General features: G+C 66.1%; 15 protein-coding genes and 1 tRNA gene. 5 read left to right on the plus strand and 11 right to left on the minus strand.

Annotation, left to right across the window (positions count from 1 at the left end; genetic code table 11):
- The first annotated feature begins 208 nt into the window (after positions 1-208).
- Positions 209-946 carry a GntR family transcriptional regulator gene (locus E8L99_RS22990; RefSeq protein WP_137101745.1) on the plus strand — a complete coding sequence of 246 codons (738 nt, stop codon included), beginning with the start codon at positions 209-211 and terminating at the stop codon, positions 944-946.
- Between the two features lie 98 nt (positions 947-1,044).
- Here the strand turns inward: E8L99_RS22990 and E8L99_RS22995 are convergent, their stop codons facing one another.
- Genes E8L99_RS22995 through E8L99_RS23005 form a run of 3 tightly spaced genes read right to left on the minus strand, consistent with a single transcriptional unit; the run spans position 1,045 to position 5,729 of the window.
- On the minus strand, positions 1,045-3,000 hold the full coding sequence (locus E8L99_RS22995; RefSeq protein WP_137101746.1) for a MacB family efflux pump subunit: 1,956 nt from the start codon (positions 2,998-3,000) through the stop codon (positions 1,045-1,047).
- A 2-nt stretch (positions 3,001-3,002) separates the two neighbouring features.
- Entirely contained in the window at positions 3,003-4,211 is a 1,209-nt protein-coding gene (locus tag E8L99_RS23000) for an efflux RND transporter periplasmic adaptor subunit (protein WP_137101747.1), read from the minus strand.
- A 33-nt stretch (positions 4,212-4,244) separates the two neighbouring features.
- Positions 4,245-5,729 (minus strand): efflux transporter outer membrane subunit, encoded by a 1,485-nt coding sequence (locus E8L99_RS23005; RefSeq protein WP_252511199.1) that lies wholly within the window; start codon positions 5,727-5,729, stop codon positions 4,245-4,247.
- A 174-nt stretch (positions 5,730-5,903) separates the two neighbouring features.
- On the opposite strand from E8L99_RS23005, the gene E8L99_RS23010 reads away from it, so the two are divergent.
- Positions 5,904-6,554, plus strand: coding sequence for a TetR/AcrR family transcriptional regulator (locus E8L99_RS23010; RefSeq protein ID WP_137101749.1), 651 nt, complete (start codon positions 5,904-5,906; stop codon positions 6,552-6,554).
- A gap of 56 nt (positions 6,555-6,610) precedes the next feature.
- Here E8L99_RS23010 and E8L99_RS23015 read toward each other — a convergent pair.
- Positions 6,611-6,686, minus strand: a tRNA-Glu gene (locus tag E8L99_RS23015).
- A 97-nt stretch (positions 6,687-6,783) separates the two neighbouring features.
- The gene (locus tag E8L99_RS23020; protein WP_137101750.1) at positions 6,784-7,125 is read right to left on the minus strand and encodes a DUF6476 family protein; all 342 of its coding nucleotides are present in this window, start codon (positions 7,123-7,125) and stop codon (positions 6,784-6,786) included.
- 45 nt (positions 7,126-7,170) lie between these two features.
- On the opposite strand from E8L99_RS23020, the gene E8L99_RS23025 reads away from it, so the two are divergent.
- Together E8L99_RS23025 and rpoH are read left to right on the plus strand one after the other, a co-directional pair.
- Entirely contained in the window at positions 7,171-8,148 is a 978-nt protein-coding gene (locus E8L99_RS23025) for an RluA family pseudouridine synthase (protein ID WP_137102252.1), read from the plus strand.
- 296 nt (positions 8,149-8,444) lie between these two features.
- On the plus strand, positions 8,445-9,344 hold the full coding sequence (gene rpoH, locus E8L99_RS23030) for an RNA polymerase sigma factor RpoH (protein ID WP_137101751.1): 900 nt from the start codon (positions 8,445-8,447) through the stop codon (positions 9,342-9,344).
- Positions 9,345-9,436: 92 nt separating this feature from the next.
- On the opposite strand, the gene E8L99_RS23035 is transcribed toward rpoH, so the two are convergent.
- From E8L99_RS23035 to E8L99_RS23045, 3 genes are all read right to left on the minus strand, one after another.
- Entirely contained in the window at positions 9,437-11,119 is a 1,683-nt protein-coding gene (locus E8L99_RS23035; RefSeq protein WP_137101752.1) for a hypothetical protein, read from the minus strand.
- Between the two features lie 30 nt (positions 11,120-11,149).
- Positions 11,150-12,436 (minus strand): adenylosuccinate synthase, encoded by a 1,287-nt coding sequence (locus E8L99_RS23040; RefSeq protein ID WP_137101753.1) that lies wholly within the window; start codon positions 12,434-12,436, stop codon positions 11,150-11,152.
- A gap of 143 nt (positions 12,437-12,579) precedes the next feature.
- Positions 12,580-14,274, minus strand: coding sequence for a mucoidy inhibitor MuiA family protein (locus E8L99_RS23045; protein WP_137101754.1), 1,695 nt, complete (start codon positions 14,272-14,274; stop codon positions 12,580-12,582).
- Between the two features lie 176 nt (positions 14,275-14,450).
- On the opposite strand from E8L99_RS23045, the gene E8L99_RS23050 reads away from it, so the two are divergent.
- Positions 14,451-15,341: a DMT family transporter gene (locus E8L99_RS23050; protein WP_137101755.1), complete on the plus strand. Its 891-nt coding sequence runs from the start codon at positions 14,451-14,453 to the stop codon at positions 15,339-15,341.
- Positions 15,342-15,539: 198 nt separating this feature from the next.
- Here E8L99_RS23050 and E8L99_RS23055 read toward each other — a convergent pair whose 3' ends face one another.
- The 3 genes from E8L99_RS23055 to E8L99_RS23065 all read right to left on the minus strand — a co-directional run bounded on the left by E8L99_RS23055 (position 15,540) and on the right by E8L99_RS23065 (position 19,289).
- Positions 15,540-16,127: a hypothetical protein gene (locus E8L99_RS23055; RefSeq protein WP_137101756.1), complete on the minus strand. Its 588-nt coding sequence runs from the start codon at positions 16,125-16,127 to the stop codon at positions 15,540-15,542.
- Between the two features lie 270 nt (positions 16,128-16,397).
- Complete coding sequence (gene serA / locus E8L99_RS23060; protein WP_137101757.1) at positions 16,398-17,987, minus strand: phosphoglycerate dehydrogenase; 1,590 nt, start codon at positions 17,985-17,987, stop codon at positions 16,398-16,400.
- Between the two features lie 126 nt (positions 17,988-18,113).
- The gene (locus tag E8L99_RS23065) at positions 18,114-19,289 is read right to left on the minus strand and encodes a phosphoserine transaminase (protein WP_137101758.1); all 1,176 of its coding nucleotides are present in this window, start codon (positions 19,287-19,289) and stop codon (positions 18,114-18,116) included.
- Between the last annotated feature and the right edge of the window lie 34 nt (positions 19,290-19,323).

The raw sequence follows: 19,323 nt of genomic DNA on the forward strand, positions 1-19,323 counted from the left end.
AGGCACGAGTGGCTCGCATCCAAGGATTTTCGAAATTAGATCGGAATTGCGCTGCAGGTGCGAAGCTGCGATACAGGAGCCGGGCATTGTCGGCAATGCCCGCCGGAGCTTGGGGAACGGGGGACCGTTGGCGTGTCCTCCGCAACCTTCAATCCGAACTGGCAGTTCTGCCAGTGTGTGGATGCCGCAGGGCCGACGGAGCCTCTCGATGGCCGCCAAGACGGAACCGAAAGCAACTGAGGAAACGCGGGCGGGCGATGTGCTGCACCGCATGCGGCTCGACATCATCAGCTGCACCCTGAAGCCCGGGACCCGGCTGCGCTTCGAGGCCTTGAAGGAGCTCTATGCCGTCAGCTTCTCGACCCTGCGTGAGGCCCTGTCGCGGCTGGTGGCTGAAGGACTGGTGCTGAGCGAAGGGCAGCGAGGCTTCATGGTCGCGCCGCTCTATCTATCCGATCTGGAGGATCTGACCAATGTGCGGGTGCTCGTCGATCAGGAATGCATAAGCCGCTCGATCATTCATGGCGATGACGATTGGGAAGCCGAGATCATGGCGGCCTTCCACCGCATGGACCGCCTGAAGGAGCGGCTGGGCGACCACTATTTCCTGTCCGACGAATGGTCGGTTTTGCATGGCGGCTTTCATCGATCCCTGGTCAACGCCTGCCAGTCGCCGACCCTGCTCGATTTCCGGGACAAGCTGTTCCAGCGCGCGAACCGATATCAACGCATGTCGTGCCAGTTCCGGACGAAATGGCGGCCGAAGGACGTCGAACACCGCACGCTCATGGAAGCCATCATTGCCCGCGATGCGGTTGGCGCCCGGAGCCTGATCGAGCGCCATATGCGCGAGACGACCGAGAACGTCATTCAATATGCCGGCCAGTTCCTCAGTCCCGAACCGGTCGGGACATGGAAGGGCGGCCAGACTCTGGCAGCGGAATAGGCGCTCCAGACCGGGGCGTGACGGGTCAAGGGCTTCGCCTTGCCTTGGTCAGTTTCAGACCGAAAGGCACAAAGCGAGTGGGGCTCAACCGGGCTCTGTCACCGCGCCAGCGCGTCCACCGGATCTAGCTTTGCCGCGGATCGCGCCGGCAGGAAGCCGAAGGCAAGGCCAATCAGGCTCGAGAAGCCGAAGGCGAGCGCGACCAGGACAGGCGAGTAGATCAGGGAAAAGCCCGAGACCAGGGCATTGAACACAAGCCCGAAGCCTAGCGCCGCAGCGATTCCGAGAATGCCGCCGATCAGGGTGATCAGTACGGCCTCGATGAGAAACTGCTCAAGGATGTCGCCGGAACGCCCGCCGACAGCAAGCCGGACACCGATCTCGCGGGTTCGTTCAACCACCGAAACCAGCATGATATTCATCACGCCGATGCCGCCCACGATGAGGGAGATGACCGCGATGGCCGCGACGAGCAGGGTCAAGAGCTCGGTCGTCGATGTGATGGTTCGGCGAATGTCGTCGGTGTTCAGGATGAAGAAGTCCCGGCGCCCGTGCCGCTGATCGAGGATGCGGGTCGCGGAGACCAGCGCTTCGCTGGACGGCGTGGCGTCACCAACGCGCAGGAGGATGCTGCGCAACGACGAGTCGCCGAGGAAACGCGCCTGCACCGTGGTGTAGGGGAGATAGACCGTCAGGTTCTGGCTGGCGCCGAAGCCGCTTTGCTGCGCCCCCGTGACGCCGACAATGCGGCAGGGCACCTTGCCGATCAGGATGATGGTGCCGATCGGACGCTCCGTCCTGAGCGGGAACAGCGTCCGGAATGTGTTGTCGTCGATGACGACTTCCTGAGCGATCGAGCGCACGCTTTCGGCATCGAAGAAGCGTCCTTGCCGAATCTGCGTCCCCTTGACCGCGAAATAACGATCTCCCACGCCATTGACCATGACACTCGCCTCTGTCGAGCCCAGGCGGACAGTCGAGGATGTGGACACGGTTGGCGTGACATCGCCGGCGAACCGCTCCATCTGGAGCGCGCGAACATCATCCAGCACCAGCGTTTTGATCTTGCCGGACCGAACATCGCCGAAATCTGTCCCGGGGAAGATTTCCAGCGTGCTGGTGCCAAGGCTGCTGATATTGGCAAGCACGCTCCGGCTCGTGCCTTGCCCAAGCGCCACGACGCTGAGCACCGACGCGATGCCGATGATGATGCCGAGCATGGTCAGGAAACTGCGCATCCGGTGCGCGTTCATCGCGATCAGAGCCATCCGGGCGGCTTCCCGCAAGCCGCCCAGCCGACCGGCTAGGCCCCGACGGCCCGCCCCCGTCTCGTTGCGGCCGTTGACTGAGGGGGCGGCAGTTTCCGCACCCTGTCGGACGTCGCTCACAATGTCGCCGTCGCTGATTTCGATCACCCGACGGGCATGGGCCGCAACGCCAGCATCATGGGTGACGATGATCACCGTGTGCCCTTCGGCATTCAGCTCCTTCAGGATGTCCAGCACCTCGCTGCTGGTCTGCTTGTCGAGAGCCCCGGTCGGCTCGTCCGCCAGGATGACATCCGCACCGTTCATCAGCGAGCGCGCGATGGAGACACGCTGCTGCTGGCCGCCGGAGAGCTGGTTCGGTCGATGCATGAGCCGCGCGCCCATGCCCAGCCGCGACAGGAGGTCGGTTGCGCGCCGGTGTCTGGCGGCAGGTCCGCGGCCGCTGTAGATCGCAGGGATCTCGACATTGTCCAGCGCGGTCAGCTCTTCGAGCAGGTGGTATCGCTGGAAAATGAAGCCGAAATGGTCGCGGCGCAGATCGGCCCGCTCGTCAGGCGACATGTCGGCAGCGCTCCGCCCGGCCACGCTGTATTCGCCGCTGGTGGGCCGGTCGAGACACCCCAGAATGTTCATCAATGTCGACTTGCCCGAGCCGGACGCGCCGATGATCGCGACCATTTCGCCCGCCTCGATCGTCAGATTGATGTCCTTGAGCGCTGCGAACGTGTCCTCGCCGGTACGGAACTCGCGACGGATGTGCTTCAGAACGAGCAGGGGCTGGCCCACGATCACATGCCTCCCGGCGGAGGGGGAAGTCCGATACGGTTAGATGCCGCCCCAGTTCCAGCCCGGCGCCCGGTCACCACGCGCTCGCCTTCTGAGATGCCTGTCAGGATCTGAGCGGTGACCTTGTTGTCGATCCCGACTTTGACCCGACGTATCTCGACGCTGTTGGCTGCGCCGACCACCTGGACCTCGGCCATGCCGTCCGCCGTGCGTGCGGCGATCGCCGCAGACGGGATCGTGACGACGCCCTTCGCCTCGCGAAGCACAACAACGACCTGCGCCGTCATGTAGGTGCGCAAAACCCCATCATCATTTGGCACACGGAACTGGCCGTAATAGTAGATCGCCGAGGATGAACTGGACGTGCTGGAACTCGTGCTGGTCGATGTGGTGAAGCTGCTGTCGGTCTTCACCGATTCCGGAGCGGGATCGATCGTCTCGATACGCCCATCGAAGCGGCGTCCGGTATCGCCAAGGATGGTGAAATAGACCGGCATTCCCGGCTGCACCCTGACCACGTCGGCCTCGGAGATTTCAGCACGGACCTGCACGACCGACAGGTCGCCAAGCACGATCAGCGTCGGCGCTGACTGCACGGCGTTCACCGTCTGGCCCTCCTGCGTGACGATGGCGAGCACGGTTCCGTCGATGGGGGCGGTGATCCGCGTATATCCGAGGTTGACCCTCGCGGTATCGACATTGGCCTCTGCCTGGACGACCTGCGCATCCAGATTGGCGATCTGCGCCTTGAGCGTCTTCACCGAGGATTCCGCCGCTTCGAAATCGGCCCGTGACGTGGCGGTCTGGCTGAGCATGGCGCGCTGGCGTGCCAGGGTGAGCTCTGCATAGCTGAGGCTGACCGCCTTTTCCTCCCGTTGCGCCCGCACGCTCTGGAGCGAGGCCTCGGAGCTGCGCAGACTGTTCTGCTGCGAGGTGGAATCGATTTCGGCCACCAGGTCGCCCCGGGCGATCCGCTGGCCCGCGGTAACCGCCACCCGTGTGATCCGCCCGGAGACCTGGGCGCCGACGGCAACAAGCCGCACCGGCCTCACCGTGCCGCTGGCCAGCACGGTCTGTTCGACGTCGCCGATGATCGCTGCGGCGGTCACAAGCGTATCAGGCGCTGGATTGGCGTACCGGTGATATCCATAATAGCCGGCCCCGAGCAGGACGACGGCAAACACCAGCACGAGCACGCGTTTCACAACCATGATCTCCGCAGGGGACAAGGGGTCGAAGGTGGTTCAGGGTTGCGTGGCAAGCCGCGGCCCGGCGTCCTGGTCGACGATGGCGGGCCGGTCGGGATCGACCGGGCCGGACCAGCCGCCGCCAAGTGCCTTGCCCAGCGCCACGAACCGCGATGCCGCCACCACCCGGCTTTGCAGCAGATTGTCCTCGGCCTCGTAGAGAGACCGTTCGGCGTCGAGCACGTCGAGGAAGCTCGATGTGCCACCGCTGTAGCGCACGCGGGCGAGCCGCGCCGCTTCGCGGTAATTGCGCGTCGCGGTGCCGAGGCTTTGCATGCGCACGCGCTCCTGAGCGAGGCCGACCAGTGCGTTCTCGACATCTTCCAGCGCGGTCAGAACGGCGCTGTGGAAGGCCGAATAGGACTGATCGCGCAGGGCCTGCTGGACCTCGACCGCCGCACGCCGCCGCCCTGCGTCGAACACTGGAACCGACACGCTCGGGCCCAGCGACCAGATGAGCGAGGAAGCATTGCCGAGATCGCCGACGCGCACGCCGCTGGTGGCAAGATTGCCGGTGAACGACACCGACGGGTAGAGAGCTGCCTCCGCCTGGCCAATGCGGGCCGTGGCTTGCGCAAGCTGGCGCTCGGCCTTGCGCACATCCGGCCGGTTGCTGAGAACATCGGCCGGCAGACCGGCGGGCAGCGACCGGCGTGGCGCGGGAATGGCACTGCCGCGGCGCAGTTGGCCAGCCACTGCGCCCGGCGCCCGGCCGAGCAACACGCCGAGACGATGCGCGCTCTCGGTGAACGAGGTTTCGAGGGTCGGTACATTGGCCTCGGTGCTGGCAGCCAGCGCCACCGCCTTGGCAAGATCGACCGGCGATGACGCGCCGGCCTGAACCTTCGCACGGGTCAGTTCGGCGGTGGCCCGTTGGCTCGCGGCAGTGCGCCGCGCGAGCGAAGCGCGCGCCAGGTAGCCGCGCGCCTCGACGTAATTGCGGGCAACGTCGCCGACCAGCGTCAGCAATGTCGACCGCAGGTCCTCGTCCGCGGCTTCCCGGCCCCGGTCCGCCGCTTCCAGGCTGCGCCGGTTGGCACCGAACAGATCGAGCTCCCAACTGGTGTCAAGTCCAGCCTGATAAAGGTTGCTGGAGGTGTTCAGGCCGGTCCCCGACGCGCTGGTCCGGCTGTGAGTGGCGGATGCGGCTCCATCGACCGAGGGGGCGAGGGCAGCGGCTGTCTGGCGCCGCGTTGCACGGGCTTCGCGCACACGGGCCTTGGCCTGTTCCACATCCAGATTGCCGCGCACCGCATCGGCGATCAGCTGGTCCAGCACCGGATCGCCGAACCGCTTCCACCAACCGTCGATGGCCGCGGCACTGTTGGGTTGCGCGCGAGCCGCATGCTCGTAGCGGGCCGGCAGCGCGAGCGGCGGCGTGCGGTAGTCAGGCCCGACGGCGCATCCACCAAGCGTCAGCCCGGCAAGGGTCACAAGCACGCGGATCGACCACGGGCCGACGACGGCACCGGCGTCGCGCACTGCACTGGCAGGCGTGTTGCGTCCAGGGCTGAGCGGACCTCTGTGGGGGAACGGTGGGTTTCGCTGCAGAAACATTCTGAAACATTCGTAAACTCGATAGTTTCTTTAATCACGCAGCTCATATAGAGTCAATCTCGCGGGATCTTCTCCGTCGATCACATTCCGGTCAGTGCCATGGACGATAGCTTGGTTGCCCCTCCCCGACGCGGTCGCCCCAAGGCGTTGAGCGACGCCCATCAGCGCGACCGCGTGCTGACCGCCCTCCACCAGGTGCTGGCCGAGAAGGGCTATGCCGGCACAACGATGGACCTGGTCGCGACGACGGCTGGATTGTCCAAGAAGACGCTCTATGCCCTGTTCGACAGCAAGGAGCAGGTCTTCGGCGCACTCGTCGACCAGCACCGCACGAGCATTCTCGATCTGCCCCGCGCCGTCTCCGACCAGCCGCTTGCAGATGAGCTCGCCGCGATCTTTCGCCTGGATCTGGATCCCGCGCGGGCAAAGGCGCGGCATGCGATCCTCGAGGTGATGATCGCCGAGGCGCGGCGTCATCCGGAGCTTCGCGGGGTGCTCGACATCCACGGCCCCTTCGCGGCAGAGGCGCTTCTCAGCCAATGGCTGTCGCGCGAATGCCAACGCGGCCGCCTCGTCCTGGCGGATCCCGCCGACGCAGCGGCGATCCTGATGGGCATGATGTTTTCGGTGCTGGTGCCCAAGCCCTTCGAGACGGACATGCAGGCCTCGGAAGCCCTGCCCGCCCGGCGCGGACGGCTGGCGATCGACATTTTCCTGAACGGTACGGAGCGGCCTGCATCACGCCATTGACTGTCAGGCCGACAAAAGGCCTCGAGACAAGAACAATCAGCGATTTCAGGAAATTTTGGCGCTCCCTACCGGACTCGAACCGGTGTTTTCGCCGTGAGAGGGCGACGTCCTGGGCCGCTAGACGAAGGGAGCGCGGCCGCCTGTTACGGCGGAGCGCGCTTCATAAGCGCAAAGGCCCCGGCGGGTCAAGGATGCAGCCCGCCGTTCCGGCAACAATTGTCGGGGCGCGTCAGCGCCGCGGGACAGCAGGCCCACCCAGCACCAGCCGATGGGTTTCGCGCAACGTCTTCAGGTCATAGACGGTGACCGTGGTGACGCCGTTGTTCTCACTGGTGACCGTCAGCCTGTCGCCGGCAGCACTCGCCCCGATAACCCGACCGGCGGGGGGTTCCAATTGGCCAGTCACGGCCGGTCCCTGCATCGTGAACAGGCGGAACACGATGACGCCGATGACCGTCGCAACGCCCACCAGCATGATTCCAGCCGAAACTGCGGAGAACCTGCGCGCCTTGGCTACCACCTCCTGTGTCGCGGGGTCGTTGACATCGGCATCATTGGGCGTGTTGGTCATGGCATGGAATCGACAAGCGGGAGGAAGCTGGTGACGGGCGAGCAGATGACGGTCGTCGCGGGTGCGGACGATGCGCGCGAGCGGCTGGACAGGCTGCTGGCGCGCCATGTGCCGCAACTGTCCCGATCGCGGCTCAAGGCCCTGATCGAGAGCGGCAACGTCACTTTGGCCGGCCGGACCATGACGGATGCGAACCACAGGGTCAATCAAGGCGAGGAAATCGCCCTGACCCTGCCGGAGCCGGAGGATCCCCTGCCCCAGGGTGAGGCCATCCCCCTGACGGTTGTCTATGAGGACGAGGACCTGATCGTCATCGACAAGCCAGCCGGCCTGGTCGTCCATCCCGCCGCCGGCCATTGGACCGGCACATTGGTCAATGCGCTGATTGCCCATTGCGGCGACAGCCTCTCCGGCATCGGCGGCGTCAAGCGGCCAGGCATCGTCCACCGCCTCGACAAGGATACAACCGGCCTGATGGTGGTCGCCAAAACCGACCGGGCCCATGTGCTCCTGTCCCGGCAGTTCGCCGATCATGGTCGCACCGGCCCGCTTGAACGCGCCTATGTCGCCTTCGTCTGGGGCGAGCCGGCCCGCCCTTCTTTCACCATCAACCAGCCGCTCGACCGCGATCCCAAGGCGCGCGAGCGCATCGCCGTGCGCAAGGGCGGCCGTGAGGCGATCACCCACGTGACGACGGAGGCCCATTTTGGCGGCCTCGTCACCAAGGTGCGCTGCCGCCTCGAAACCGGCCGCACCCACCAGATCAGAGTCCATCTCGCCCATCTCGGCCATCCCCTGCTCGGCGACGAGACCTATGGCAAGGGCTTCAAGACCAAGACCGTCAAGCTGCCCGGGGATGCTCGCATCGCGCTGGAGACCCTGGGTCGACAGGCGCTGCACGCGGCGGTGCTCGGCTTCCAGCATCCGACGACCGGCAAGGACATGCATTTCGAGAGCGCCCTGCCCGCCGACCTGCAGCGGCTCGACGAAGCACTGCGGGATGCCCAGCAAGCGGCAATGTAACGGTCAGAGAGACCGTTTCGTAAGCTTCACGGGGATGTGCAGCGACGTGACAATCCGGTGAAGCAAAACGCGCATATAAGGAGATAGTTCCGGCGTGAATGACCAAGATTTAAGGTCAGAAGCGCATTGAAATGCGGTGAAAAGGGTGTTTCGCCACCCTTCCGCCACGGTTTGGCGTACATATATAGGGATATCGCGGCTGGCGATTGCAGCCGCGAAACAGCGGGATGCCCGGGCTTAAGGGCGGGCATTCCGGCGCTCGCCGGATGGTCCGGGGGCAGAAGAAGGAGGGCCTCATGGCTCGTGCCGCATCTCTACCTATCCTCTCCGCTGAAGCGGGTCTGTCGCGCTATCTCGACGAGATCCGCAAGTTCCCGATGCTGGAACCGCAGCAGGAATACATGCTCGCCAAGCGCTGGCGCGAGCACGGCGACGGCAAGGCCGCGCATCAGCTTGTCACCTCGCATCTGCGTCTCGTTGCCAAGATCGCCATGGGCTATCGCGGTTACGGTCTGCCGATCGGCGAAGTCGTGTCCGAAGGCAATGTCGGCCTGATGCAGGCCGTGAAGCGGTTCGAGCCCGACAAGGGCTTCCGTCTGGCCACCTACGCCATGTGGTGGATCAAGGCGTCGATTCAAGAGTACATCCTGCGCTCCTGGTCGCTCGTGAAAATGGGCACCACGGCCAATCAGAAGAAGCTGTTCTTCAATCTCCGCAAGGCCAAGAGTTCAATCTCGGCCCTTGAGGACGGCGACCTCCGGCCGGATCAGGTCAAGATTATCGCAACCAAGCTCGGCGTTCATGAGAAGGACGTCGTTGACATGAACCGGCGCCTGTCCGGCGATGCGTCGCTCAATGCGCCGCTGCGCGAGGATGGCGACGGCGAGTGGCAGGATTGGCTGGCTGACGATTCCGACAGCCAGGAGAGCGTCCTGGTGCAGTCGGAGGAGACCGACAACCGGCGTCAGGCACTGACCCGCGCTTTGACCGTGCTCAATGAGCGCGAGCGGATCATCTTCGAGGAACGCCGTCTGAAGGACGATCCGATCACGCTGGAGGAACTGGCCGAACGCTTCGGTGTGTCGCGCGAGCGCGTCCGCCAGATCGAGGTTCGCGCCTTCGAGAAGGTCCAGGACGCGGTGGTCAAGTCGATCCGCGAGATCGAGAAGCCGCCGGCTCAGCTCACCGTCCAGTAAGCCTGGAACACGGCCTTACGAACGACGAAGGGAGGCCTCTGGCCTCCCTTTCTGTTTGCGCTTTACGGGTGCCCGTATCAGCTGATATCGGCTCACTGGCCCCAGGCGGTCAGCGCTTCCTCGAAGGCGCGGTCACCCGCAACGCCCTTTTCCACCGTCAGGATCGCCCGCCGACCGCTGTCGTAGCGCACCGGAATGTCGAAGAACGGCCGGGTCTTCAGCGCAGTGATGTTGTTGTTCCGGTCCATGTCGAACGCTGACAGGCCGATGAAGAAGAACCCGTTGGTGACGCGCACCGCCTGACCGACCAGCGGCACGCCGCGAGCCTGCTCAGATACCTTCATCAGGATACCCGGCACTTCGGCCACGCCGCCGAACTCGAAGTCGCGGGGCAGCGCGAACAGCACCTCGATCGTGTGGCTCGCGGGAAGCGTCGTGTCGAGATTGCGCCGGATGGTGATGGTCACCGCCATACGTCGCTCGGGGATCGAGACCTCTCCGACCAGCGCCAGATCTGGCGGTTGACCCTGGCCGACGCTCACCGTCTGGGTGCGCCAGACGACCGACCCTTGCATCAGCGAGCCCGCCTGGTTGCCCGGCGTCTCCTCGAACAGGGCCGCGCGCTGGGCAACCGCCAGCGATCCGCCGGTCGGCGGCGCAGCAGGTGCGACAGGTGCCGCTGGAGCAGGTACGGCCGGAACAGGCGCCGGAGTTGGGGCAGGCTGCGCCACCTGCGGCGCAGGCGCAGGGACTGGCGCAGGGGCAGGCGCTGGCGTCGGATCGGCAGCAGGCTGCGCCGCCTGCGCGCTGGGCGCCGGATCGGGCACGCTCTGCGGAATGACCGGAACCGGCACTGGCGCCGGGTCGACCGGCACGATCTGGCGGGGAGCAGGCGCAACAGGCGCCGGGGCAGCCGGAGGAACAGGCGCGGGTGCCGACGCAACAGGCGCCGGTGCGGGAGCAACAGGTGCGGGGGCCGGCGCAACAGGTGCGGGCGCAGCATCGCCGCCAACCCGATCGGTGAGCTTCGGCCGGTCTGGATCAGCCGGTGGCACCGGCGCCGGGGCAGGCGCAGGTGTCGGCGGCACAACAGCCGGCCGCTGCGCGGTCAGCTGCGGCGGCAGGCGCTCGGGATGATAGGTCGCGACATACCAGCCGACGGCACCGGCGCCGCCAAGCAACACCAAAAGGGCGACCAGCGCGATCAGCCCGCCGCGACCCTTGCGTGCCTTCGGTTCGCCGTCCGGGGCCAGAACCGACACGCGCGGGCGAATGGGACCGGGTCCTGCCCCGCCGATCGGGCTGAAGATCGGCTCCGACCCGCCGGGACGACCGCTGTCGCCCATGCGCGGCTCGACGCGATCGGCGCTCTCGTGCGTCGGCGTCAGCTGATCCTGCGCCGCGCGTTTGGCGGACGCAGCCGCATCACCCAGCGTCTCGGCATCATGGGCAGCCTCGCTGACCTGGCGGGCACCACCGATCGAAATCGCTTCCGATCGCGGCGGCGTATGGCCAGGAACCTGCAGATTGACCAGTTCGCGCTCGAGCATGGCATCGAGGCTCTCGACGACATTTTCCGCCTCGATCTTGCGGACCGCATCCTCGAGCGCCAGGCGTTCGCGGGTGATGTGCTCCTCCGGGAGCGGCGGGTCCATATTGCGAAGCTGACCGATCAACGCGACGCGCGCACGCTCGTAAAGCGCTCGGCGCGCCTCGCCAGTGTTCTCCGTCAATGCCGCAACAGCACGGGAGATCAGGGGCGTGTAATCGGTCATCGATGCTTGAGCTCTCGGCTCCCTACTCTGTCACTCGAAAGGATTGCGGACCAGAATCGTATCGTCCCGCTCCGGGCTCGTCGATAGTAGCGCGACCGGGCAGCCGATCAATTCCTCAATCCGGCGGACATATTTGATCGCCTGGGCCGGCAGGTCGCTCCACGAGCGAGCGCCCATTGTGGTCGAATCCCAGCCCTCGATCGTCTCGTAGATCGGCGTGATCCGCTGCTGCGCGTCCTGGTTCGCCGGGAAGATCTCGATCCGCTTGCCGTCGAGCTCATAGCCGACACAGACCTTGATCTCCTTGAACACGTCGAGAATATCGAGCTTGGTCAGGGCGATGCCGTCGATGCCGTTGGTCTTCACCGCCTGGCGCACCAGCACGGCGTCGAACCAGCCGCAGCGCCTGCGACGGCCGGTGACGGTGCCGAACTCGCGGCCGCGATCACCCATGATCTGGCCGTTCTCGTCTTCCAGTTCGGTCGGGAACGGGCCGCCGCCCACCCGCGTCGTATAGGCCTTGGTGATGCCCAGCACGTAATTGATCGCGCCCGGCCCCATGCCCGAGCCGATCGCCGCCTGGCCCGACACGGTGTTGGACGAGGTGACAAAGGGATAGGTGCCGTGATCGATGTCGAGCAGCGTGCCCTGGGCGCCCTCGAACAGGATCCGCTTGCCGGCGCGCTTGGCGTCGTCGAGCAGGTCGAACACCGTCGTCACATAGGGCAGCACCTTGGGCGCCACGCCGGCGAGCTCGTCATAGATCGTCTGAGCGCTGATCTCGTCGAGCCTGAGGCCGCGGCGCAGCGCGTTGTGGTGAGCGAGCAACCGCTCGATCTTCGGCATCAGCGTGCCAAGATCGGTCAGATCGGTCATGCGGATGGCGCGGCGGCCAACCTTGTCCTCATAGGCAGGGCCGATGCCGCGACCGGTCGTGCCGATCTTGGTGCCCGCATTGGCCGATTCCCGGCTCTGGTCGAGCTCGCGATGCAGCGACAGGATAAGGCACGCATTGTCCGCGATGCGCAGCAGCTCCGGCGTCACCGCCACGCCCTGGGCGACGATCCGCTCGATCTCGGCGATCAGCGCATGGGGGTCGATCACCACGCCATTGCCGATCACCGACAGCTTGCCGCGCACGATCCCCGAGGGCAGCAGCGACAGTTTGTAGGTAACCCCGTCGATCACCAGCGTATGGCCGGCATTGTGCCCGCCCTGGAAGCGCACCACCGCGTCGGCCTGGTTCGACAGCCAGTCGACGATCTTGCCCTTGCCCTCGTCTCCCCACTGGGAGCCGACCACCACCACGTTTGCCATGGCCTTCGATCCTGACCTGTTCGTGGCAAGGAAAACCCCGACCGCGCGATCACCGCTTTCGGCCGGGGTCCTTGCAGTCTGCGGATAAAGGATCGCAGGCGGAGTGGCAAGAGCGAGCCCTGCCACACCAGTGGATCAGCTCCTCAGGAACGGCCGATCGGGCCGAGGATCTTCTCGGCCGGCCAGCGCAGCCGCCAGCCGTGGCGGATCTCGCTGGTGGCGCCAGGCGCGAGATCGAAGGCCCATTCCACGATGCCGCGCCGGCCGCGCACATCGCGGGTGGTCGGCTGGGTCAGGTTGGGCAGGGTCTCCACCTTGAGTTCCTGGTTCTCGGTCACCGGCACGCGGTCCTCGATGACGATTCGCCTCGGCGTCGAAGCACCATTGTGCACGCTGATTCGGAACTCGCGCTGGTCGACCCTTGACGAGCCCATCAGGCCAGCCGAGCCCTCCGTCTGACGGAACACACGATGCTCCACCTTGATCATGTCATCCGGTCCGAAGCCCAGCGTCAACGGTTCCTCGCGCGTTGCCGCCTTCAGCTGAGAGCGGCCCGCGAAGACGCCGTCGCGGTAGAGCGAGACCCGGCCGGGCATCAGCGGCACGTCATCGGCATGTTTGAACTGCGCCTCCAGGAAGGCGGTGGGATCGACACTCGGCACGGCGCGCGAGACCAGCTGCGGTTCGATCGCCATGGAACCGATGCGCAGGGCCCGCTCGGTTTCGCCGGAGGCAACCGTCGAGCGACCTGGAATGTGAAACACAGCCTGGAAGCCGCCGGCCTCGACGACCGCCTCGGCCTCGGTCACCGGCGCGGCCTGGGCGCGGCTCTCGTTCTGTTCGACCCGGCCCGCGATCGGCGCGGCCGGTGCCGGGACAGCCAATGACCGCGACGCTCCACCACTCACGCTGTCCTCCATCCGGTAGCGTGGCTCCTGCAAGCGCAGCACCATTGGCTGCAGTTGCGGCGCGGCGCCGCCGCGCGACACCCGCGCGGTCGAGACACCGAGCGTGACATTCTCCCATGCTTCGCCGGTCTCCTGGCGGATCTCGGCGCGGCGGACCAGTTCGAGCGCGGGCTTCGTGCCCGTGGTGGTGAGACGTGCGTCATAGACCGGCAGCCAGCGGGCATTGCGCACCGCATAGGTGACCGTGAGCTCGCCCTTGTAGGCAGCGCGTGCATCGATCGAGATGCGCGCCTCGAGCCGGCGAGGCGGCTGGGCCCGAAGCCCTGCATCCAGCACGGCGATCTCGCGATCGATCGCGCGCTGGCGCAAGGCGGCCGCGCGAATGGCAGTGTCGGCGGCATTGGTCTCCTCGACCACGGCTGCGAGCGCGAGGCGGGCTTCGGCGACGTTCAGGCCGCGCTCGCCGCCGGACAGGACACTGGACGAGACGAGGGCTTCCGCCGCGCGCTTTCGCAGACGTTCGGCGGCGATGCGGTCGTCCAGGCTCTGGCGCTCGTCGCGGAGCGCCTCCAGCTTCTGGACCCGCTCTGGGTCGGGGCGCTCGAAGGCACGCGGCTGGCGGGCATCGACCGAGCCGACGATCAGCGCCCCATCGCCGGCTCCCGCGATCCTGAGCGAGCCGGGATCGGCGGTCAGCGGGAGGTCGCCCAGCACCACGACATGCTCGCCGGCCGGAACATCGACCGCGAAACGACGGGTGACGCTGGCGCCGTCAGGAAACACGGTGACCTGATCGATCCGCGACGGCAGATCGAATTCCGCCGCGAAGGCGGGGCTCGTCATCAAGGCGAGCGCGGAGACCAGGGCAAGCCGTCGGCCAAGGCGACGGCGCGGCAAGAGGCGATGCTGAGCAGAGGCAGGGGAGATCATCGTCACGCTCCTGTGGATCAAGCCTCACACTTGCGTGAGGGAATGTGACCCCGCCACGGCGCCCTGACCGGGGAATGTGACCCACCGGCGGCGGAAGCATGGCGCTCCTGCTTGCACCCCCTGCCCCAATCGCCATCGCCTGCCTATAGTGCGCGCCCCTCCGAGGATTGCCTCCCATGCGCCGGCTCTACGACAATCCCTACCTCGTCCTTGCCGCCACCACGATGATCTGGGCGGGCAATGCGGTGGCAAGCCGGCTCGCCATCGGCCACATCTCGCCCATGCTGCTGGTGCAACTGCGCTGGGTTGGCACGCTGGCGATCATGGTGGTCGTGGCGGGTCACGCCTTCCGCGAGGAATGGCCGGCCATCCGCGCCAACATCCTCTGGCTGGTGATCATGGGGGTCATAGGCTTCACCGGCTTCAACGCGCTGTTCTACCTCTCCGCCAAATACACCACCGCCGTGAACATCGGCATCATCCAGGGCTCGATCCCGGTCATGGTTCTGATCGGCGCCTTCTTCGCCTATCGGACCGCTATCACCGGCCTGCAGGCGATCGGCATCGTGGTGACGCTCATCGGCATCGTGGTGCTGGCGACCCAGGGCCATCTCGAACTGCTGCTGCAGATGACCTTCAATTTCGGCGACCTGCTCATGCTGGCCGCCTGCCTCGGCTATGCGATCTACACGGTGGCTTTGCGAAACCGGCCGAAGATCTCGGCTCAGCCGTTCTTTCTCGGATTGTCGCTGGTCGCGCTGGCAAGCTCCCTGCCGCTCGCAAGCGCCGAATACGCCGCCGGACAGACGATCTGGCCCGACTGGCAGGCCCTGCTGATCATTGCCTATGTCGCGGTGTTCCCGGGCTTCGTCGCGCAATTGCTGTTCATGCGCGGCGTCGAGCTGATCGGGCCGGGCCGGGCCGGGCTCTGGGTCAATCTCGTGCCTGTCTGGACGGCCGTGCTGGGGCCCCTGATCCTCGGCGAGGTCTTCGCCTGGTATCACGCCCTCGCGCTGGTGCTGGTGCTCGGCGGTATTGCGGTGGCCGAGAGCGGCAAGCGGGCGTGACGGGGGCCTGACGGCACAGCTTACTCTCTGGCGGGCCCGATCGACCGGGCCGGTCCTCATCCCCTCCCACCGTCTTCGGGGGGGTAGGGGGGGTGTCAGGATAGAGCGCAAAGCCCCCAACCCAACCCTCCCCCCCACTTACGTGGCGGGAGGGGGCTATGGCCGCACCATAATGAAGGGATCGGGATGGCCTCCCAGTCAGCCCCTGCGGCCGCCAAGCCGTTCGATCAGCGACAGGATCAGCGCCATTCCGAGCCCGAACATCGCGCCGATCAACGCCGTGCGGCCGATCGCGCCGGCCGATCCTGCGCCAAACAGCGGCTGTCCGCGGATCAGCGGCAGCACCACCCAATTGACCATGGCCGGTCCCATGATGCCGAAGACCATGCCGAACAACACTTCCGGTCCGATCAGGATGAGCAGCGCCGCCAGCACCAGGCCGAAGGGCAGCGCCACTGCGACAGCCTTCAGGTCGCCGACAGCGCCCTGCAGCGCGCCCCACAGGATCAGGCCTGCGAACAGACCGAACACCATGCCGAACAACGAGCCCCGCGTGCCCCAGCCCTGACGGTCCCACAGAAGCACGAAGAGCATGCCCCACAATCCGCCCCAGAAGCACTGGTTGGCGATCTGCGGGATCCCCAGCGGCCCGACGGCGCCCATCTGGTAGATATTGCCGTTGATCAGCCCGAGCTGCGTCAGCCCATAGATGGTCGGCTGATGGAAGATCAGGACCGACAGCGCTCCCGCGATGAAGCCGAGCAGCAAGCGAACGATGACGAACATGGCGGGAGACCTTTGACGAGCCGGGAGGCCATCCTAAGCACGAGGGCGCCCGCGCCTGCAATGGCGCGGAACGCCGGATGCTGCTGGATCAGAAGCCGGTCCGCAGCCCGGCATCCTTCAGGTGGTCATGGCCGGGCCTGTCCCGGCCATCCACGACTTGAGTTCCGCTAGCCGGATAGTTGAAGTCGTGGATGCCCGGCACAAGGCCGGGCATGACGATCGGAGAGACAGTGTCGGTGCAGCCACCCCTCAGGCAGCCCCAGCGACGCCTCAGAAAGCCAGACGCCGTGCCCGCTTCACCTGTGCGATCTCGTGGATCTTGGCCAGCAGCTCATCCGAGACCCGCTCGTCCACAGCGACGAAGCAGATCGCGTCGCCGCCCGGCTTGTCGCGGCCGAGGTTGAAGGTCGCGATATTGACATTCGCCTCGCCGAGCAGCGAGCCGAACCGGCCGATGAAGCCCGGCTTGTCGTCGTTGCGGACATAGAGCATGTGGTCGGCGAACTCGGCATCCATGGCAATGCCGCGGATCTCGACGATGCGCGGCTTGCCATCGGCGAGCACCGTGCCGGCGGCGTGGCGCGGCATGTCCTCGGCTTCCACCGTGATCATGATGCGGCTTTCCAGATTGCCGCCCGGCGCCTCGCGCTTCACCTCGTCGACGACAATGCCCTTCTCGTTGGCGATGCCGACGGCATTGACCATGTTGATGTCCGACAGGAACGGCCGGAGCACGCCGGTGACGGCGGCAGCGGTGAGCGGGCGGACATTGAGATCGGCGACCTTGCCCTCGAACTCGATGCGAATGCCCTTGATCGGGGCTTCCGTCAGCTGGCCGAGGAACGAGCCGAGGCGCTCGGCAAGCGCCACGAAGGGCCGGAGCTTCGGGGCCTCTTCCGCCGAGATCGACGGGAAGTTCACCGCATTGGTGATGGCGCCCGACAGGAGATAGTCCGACATCTGCTCGGCCACCTGCAGGGCGACATTCTCCTGCGCTTCGGTGGTGGCTGCGCCGAGATGCGGCGTGCAGACGACGTTCGGATGACCGAACAGCGGGTTCTTGGTCGCCGGCTCCTCGGAGAACACGTCGAAGGCCGCGCCCGCAACCTGGCCGGAATCGAGCGCCTCGCGCAGCGCCACCTCGTCGACCAGTCCGCCGCGGGCGCAGTTGATGATGCGCACGCCCTTCTTGGTCTTGGCGATGGCCTCGCGGGACAGCACGTTTTTGGTCTGCGCGGTCATCGGCACATGCAGGGTGATGAAGTCGGCGCGGCGCAGCAGTTCGTCGAGCTCGACCTTCTCAACCCCGATCGACACGGCCCGCTCGGGCGACAGATAGGGATCGAAGGCCACGACCTTCATCTTCAGACCCAGCGCGCGGTCGGCAACGATCGAGCCGATATTGCCGCAGCCGATGACGCCGAGCGTCTTCGAGGTCAGCTCGACGCCCATATACTTGTTCTTCTCCCACAGGCCCGCCTGGGTGGTGCGGTCGGCATCGGGGATCTGGCGGGCGACCGAGAACATCATCGCGATCGCATGTTCGGCGGTGGTGATCGAGTTGCCGAACGGGGTGTTCATCACGATCACGCCCTTGGAGGTGGCGTTCGGAATGTCGACATTGTCGACGCCGATGCCGGCGCGGCCGATCACCTTGAGCCTGGTGGCATTTGCGAGGATCGCCGGCGTCACCTTGGTCGCCGAGCGGATGGCAAGGCCGTCATAGTCGCCGATGATGGCGGCGAGCTTGTCCTTGTCCTTGCCGAGGGCCGGCTGGAAATCGACGTCGATGCCGCGATCCTTGAAGATCTGGACGGCAGCGGGCGAGAGGGCGTCGGAGATGAGAACGCGAGGGGCCATGGGATAGCTCCGCAGGAACCCGCTCCCCTGTCGGGAGAGGGCGGCGCCGCAAGGCACCGGGAAAAGGGATGATGTGGGATGCTGGAAAGAAGCCCCCTCCCGTCGGGAGAGGGCTTGGGGCGGGCGTTACGCCGCCTTCTTCAGCTTGGCCTTCTCGGTCGCGAAGGCATAGGCGATCCAGGGCATCAGCGCCTTCAGATCACGCGCCTGCACGGTCGCGCCGCACCAGATGCGCAGGCCGGGAGGGGCATCGCGATAGTGGCCGAGATCGAGGCCTGCGCCCTCCTTCTCCAGCGTCGCGACGATGCCCTTGGCAAAGGCCGCCTGGGCGTCGGCCGGCAGTGCCGTCACGGCCGGGTCGGTGAACTTCAGGCACACCGAGGTGTTGGAGCGGGTCTTCGGCTTGACCGCCAGGAAGTCGATCCAGTCATTCTCTTTCACGAACTTGGCGATGACGCGGGTATTGGCATCCGCGCGCTTCACCAGCCCGTCGAGGCCGCCGACCTTCTGCGCCCACTTCAGCGCGTCGATATAGTCTTCGACGCACAACATGGACGGGGTGTTGATCGTCTCGCCCTCGAAGATGCCTTCGATCAGCTTGCCGCCCTTGGTCATGCGGAAGATCTTCGGCAGCGGCCAGGACGGCTTGTAGGTCTCCAGCCGTTCCACGGCGCGGGGGGAGAGGATCAGCATGCCGTGGGCCGCCTCGCCGCCGAGCACCTTCTGCCAGGAGAAGGTGACGACATCGAGCTTCGGCCAGTCCAGCCGCTGGGCAAACGCCGCGGATGTCGCGTCGCAGATCGTCAGACCCTCGCGGTCATCCGCGATCCAGCTCGCATCCGGCACGCGCACGCCAGACGTCGTGCCGTTCCAGGTGAACACCACATCGCGGGTCTTGGTGTCGATCTTCTTGAGGTTCGGCAGTTCGCCATAGGGCGCAGTGATGGTGCGCACATCGGTCAGCTTCAGCTGCTTCACCACGTCGGTGACCCAGCCCTCGCCGAAGCTCTCCCACGAGACCATGTCGACGCCGCGGGCGCCGAGCATCGACCACATGGCCATCTCGACCGCGCCGGTGTCGGAGGCCGGCACGATACCGATCCGGTAGCCGGCCGGCACCTGCAGCACCTCGCGGGTGAGGTCGATGGCAAGCTTCAGCTTCGCCTTGCCGATCTTGGCACGGTGAGACCGCCCGAGGGGCGCGTCAGCCAGAGCTTTGAGAGACCAGCCGGGGCGCTTGGCGCAGGGGCCGGACGAAAAGGTATTGGCGCGCGGGCGCGCAGTCGGGGCGGTTGTCGCCATTTGGATCTCCATCCTCACAGATGGGCGTACCCCG

The organism is Phreatobacter aquaticus (assembly GCF_005160265.1).
In the GTDB taxonomy this organism is placed as follows: Bacteria; Pseudomonadota; Alphaproteobacteria; order Rhizobiales; family Phreatobacteraceae; genus Phreatobacter; species Phreatobacter aquaticus.

Excerpts from the sequence above, each read along its gene's own strand:
- E8L99_RS22990 (WP_137101745.1), top strand. The coding sequence starts at position 209 with ATGGCCGCCAAGACGGAACCGAAAGCAACTGAGGAAACGCGGGCGGGC.
- E8L99_RS23000 (WP_137101747.1), bottom strand. The coding sequence starts at position 4,211 with ATGGTTGTGAAACGCGTGCTCGTGCTGGTGTTTGCCGTCGTCCTGCTC.
- E8L99_RS23010 (WP_137101749.1), top strand. The coding sequence starts at position 5,904 with ATGGACGATAGCTTGGTTGCCCCTCCCCGACGCGGTCGCCCCAAGGCG.
- E8L99_RS23020 (WP_137101750.1), bottom strand. The coding sequence starts at position 7,125 with ATGACCAACACGCCCAATGATGCCGATGTCAACGACCCCGCGACACAG.
- E8L99_RS23025 (WP_137102252.1), top strand. The coding sequence starts at position 7,171 with ATGACGGTCGTCGCGGGTGCGGACGATGCGCGCGAGCGGCTGGACAGG.
- rpoH (WP_137101751.1), top strand. The coding sequence starts at position 8,445 with ATGGCTCGTGCCGCATCTCTACCTATCCTCTCCGCTGAAGCGGGTCTG.
- E8L99_RS23035 (WP_137101752.1), bottom strand. The coding sequence starts at position 11,119 with ATGACCGATTACACGCCCCTGATCTCCCGTGCTGTTGCGGCATTGACG.
- E8L99_RS23040 (WP_137101753.1), bottom strand. The coding sequence starts at position 12,436 with ATGGCAAACGTGGTGGTGGTCGGCTCCCAGTGGGGAGACGAGGGCAAG.
- E8L99_RS23045 (WP_137101754.1), bottom strand. The coding sequence starts at position 14,274 with ATGATCTCCCCTGCCTCTGCTCAGCATCGCCTCTTGCCGCGCCGTCGC.
- E8L99_RS23050 (WP_137101755.1), top strand. The coding sequence starts at position 14,451 with ATGCGCCGGCTCTACGACAATCCCTACCTCGTCCTTGCCGCCACCACG.
- E8L99_RS23055 (WP_137101756.1), bottom strand. The coding sequence starts at position 16,127 with ATGTTCGTCATCGTTCGCTTGCTGCTCGGCTTCATCGCGGGAGCGCTG.
- serA (WP_137101757.1), bottom strand. The coding sequence starts at position 17,987 with ATGGCCCCTCGCGTTCTCATCTCCGACGCCCTCTCGCCCGCTGCCGTC.
- E8L99_RS23065 (WP_137101758.1), bottom strand. The coding sequence starts at position 19,289 with ATGGCGACAACCGCCCCGACTGCGCGCCCGCGCGCCAATACCTTTTCG.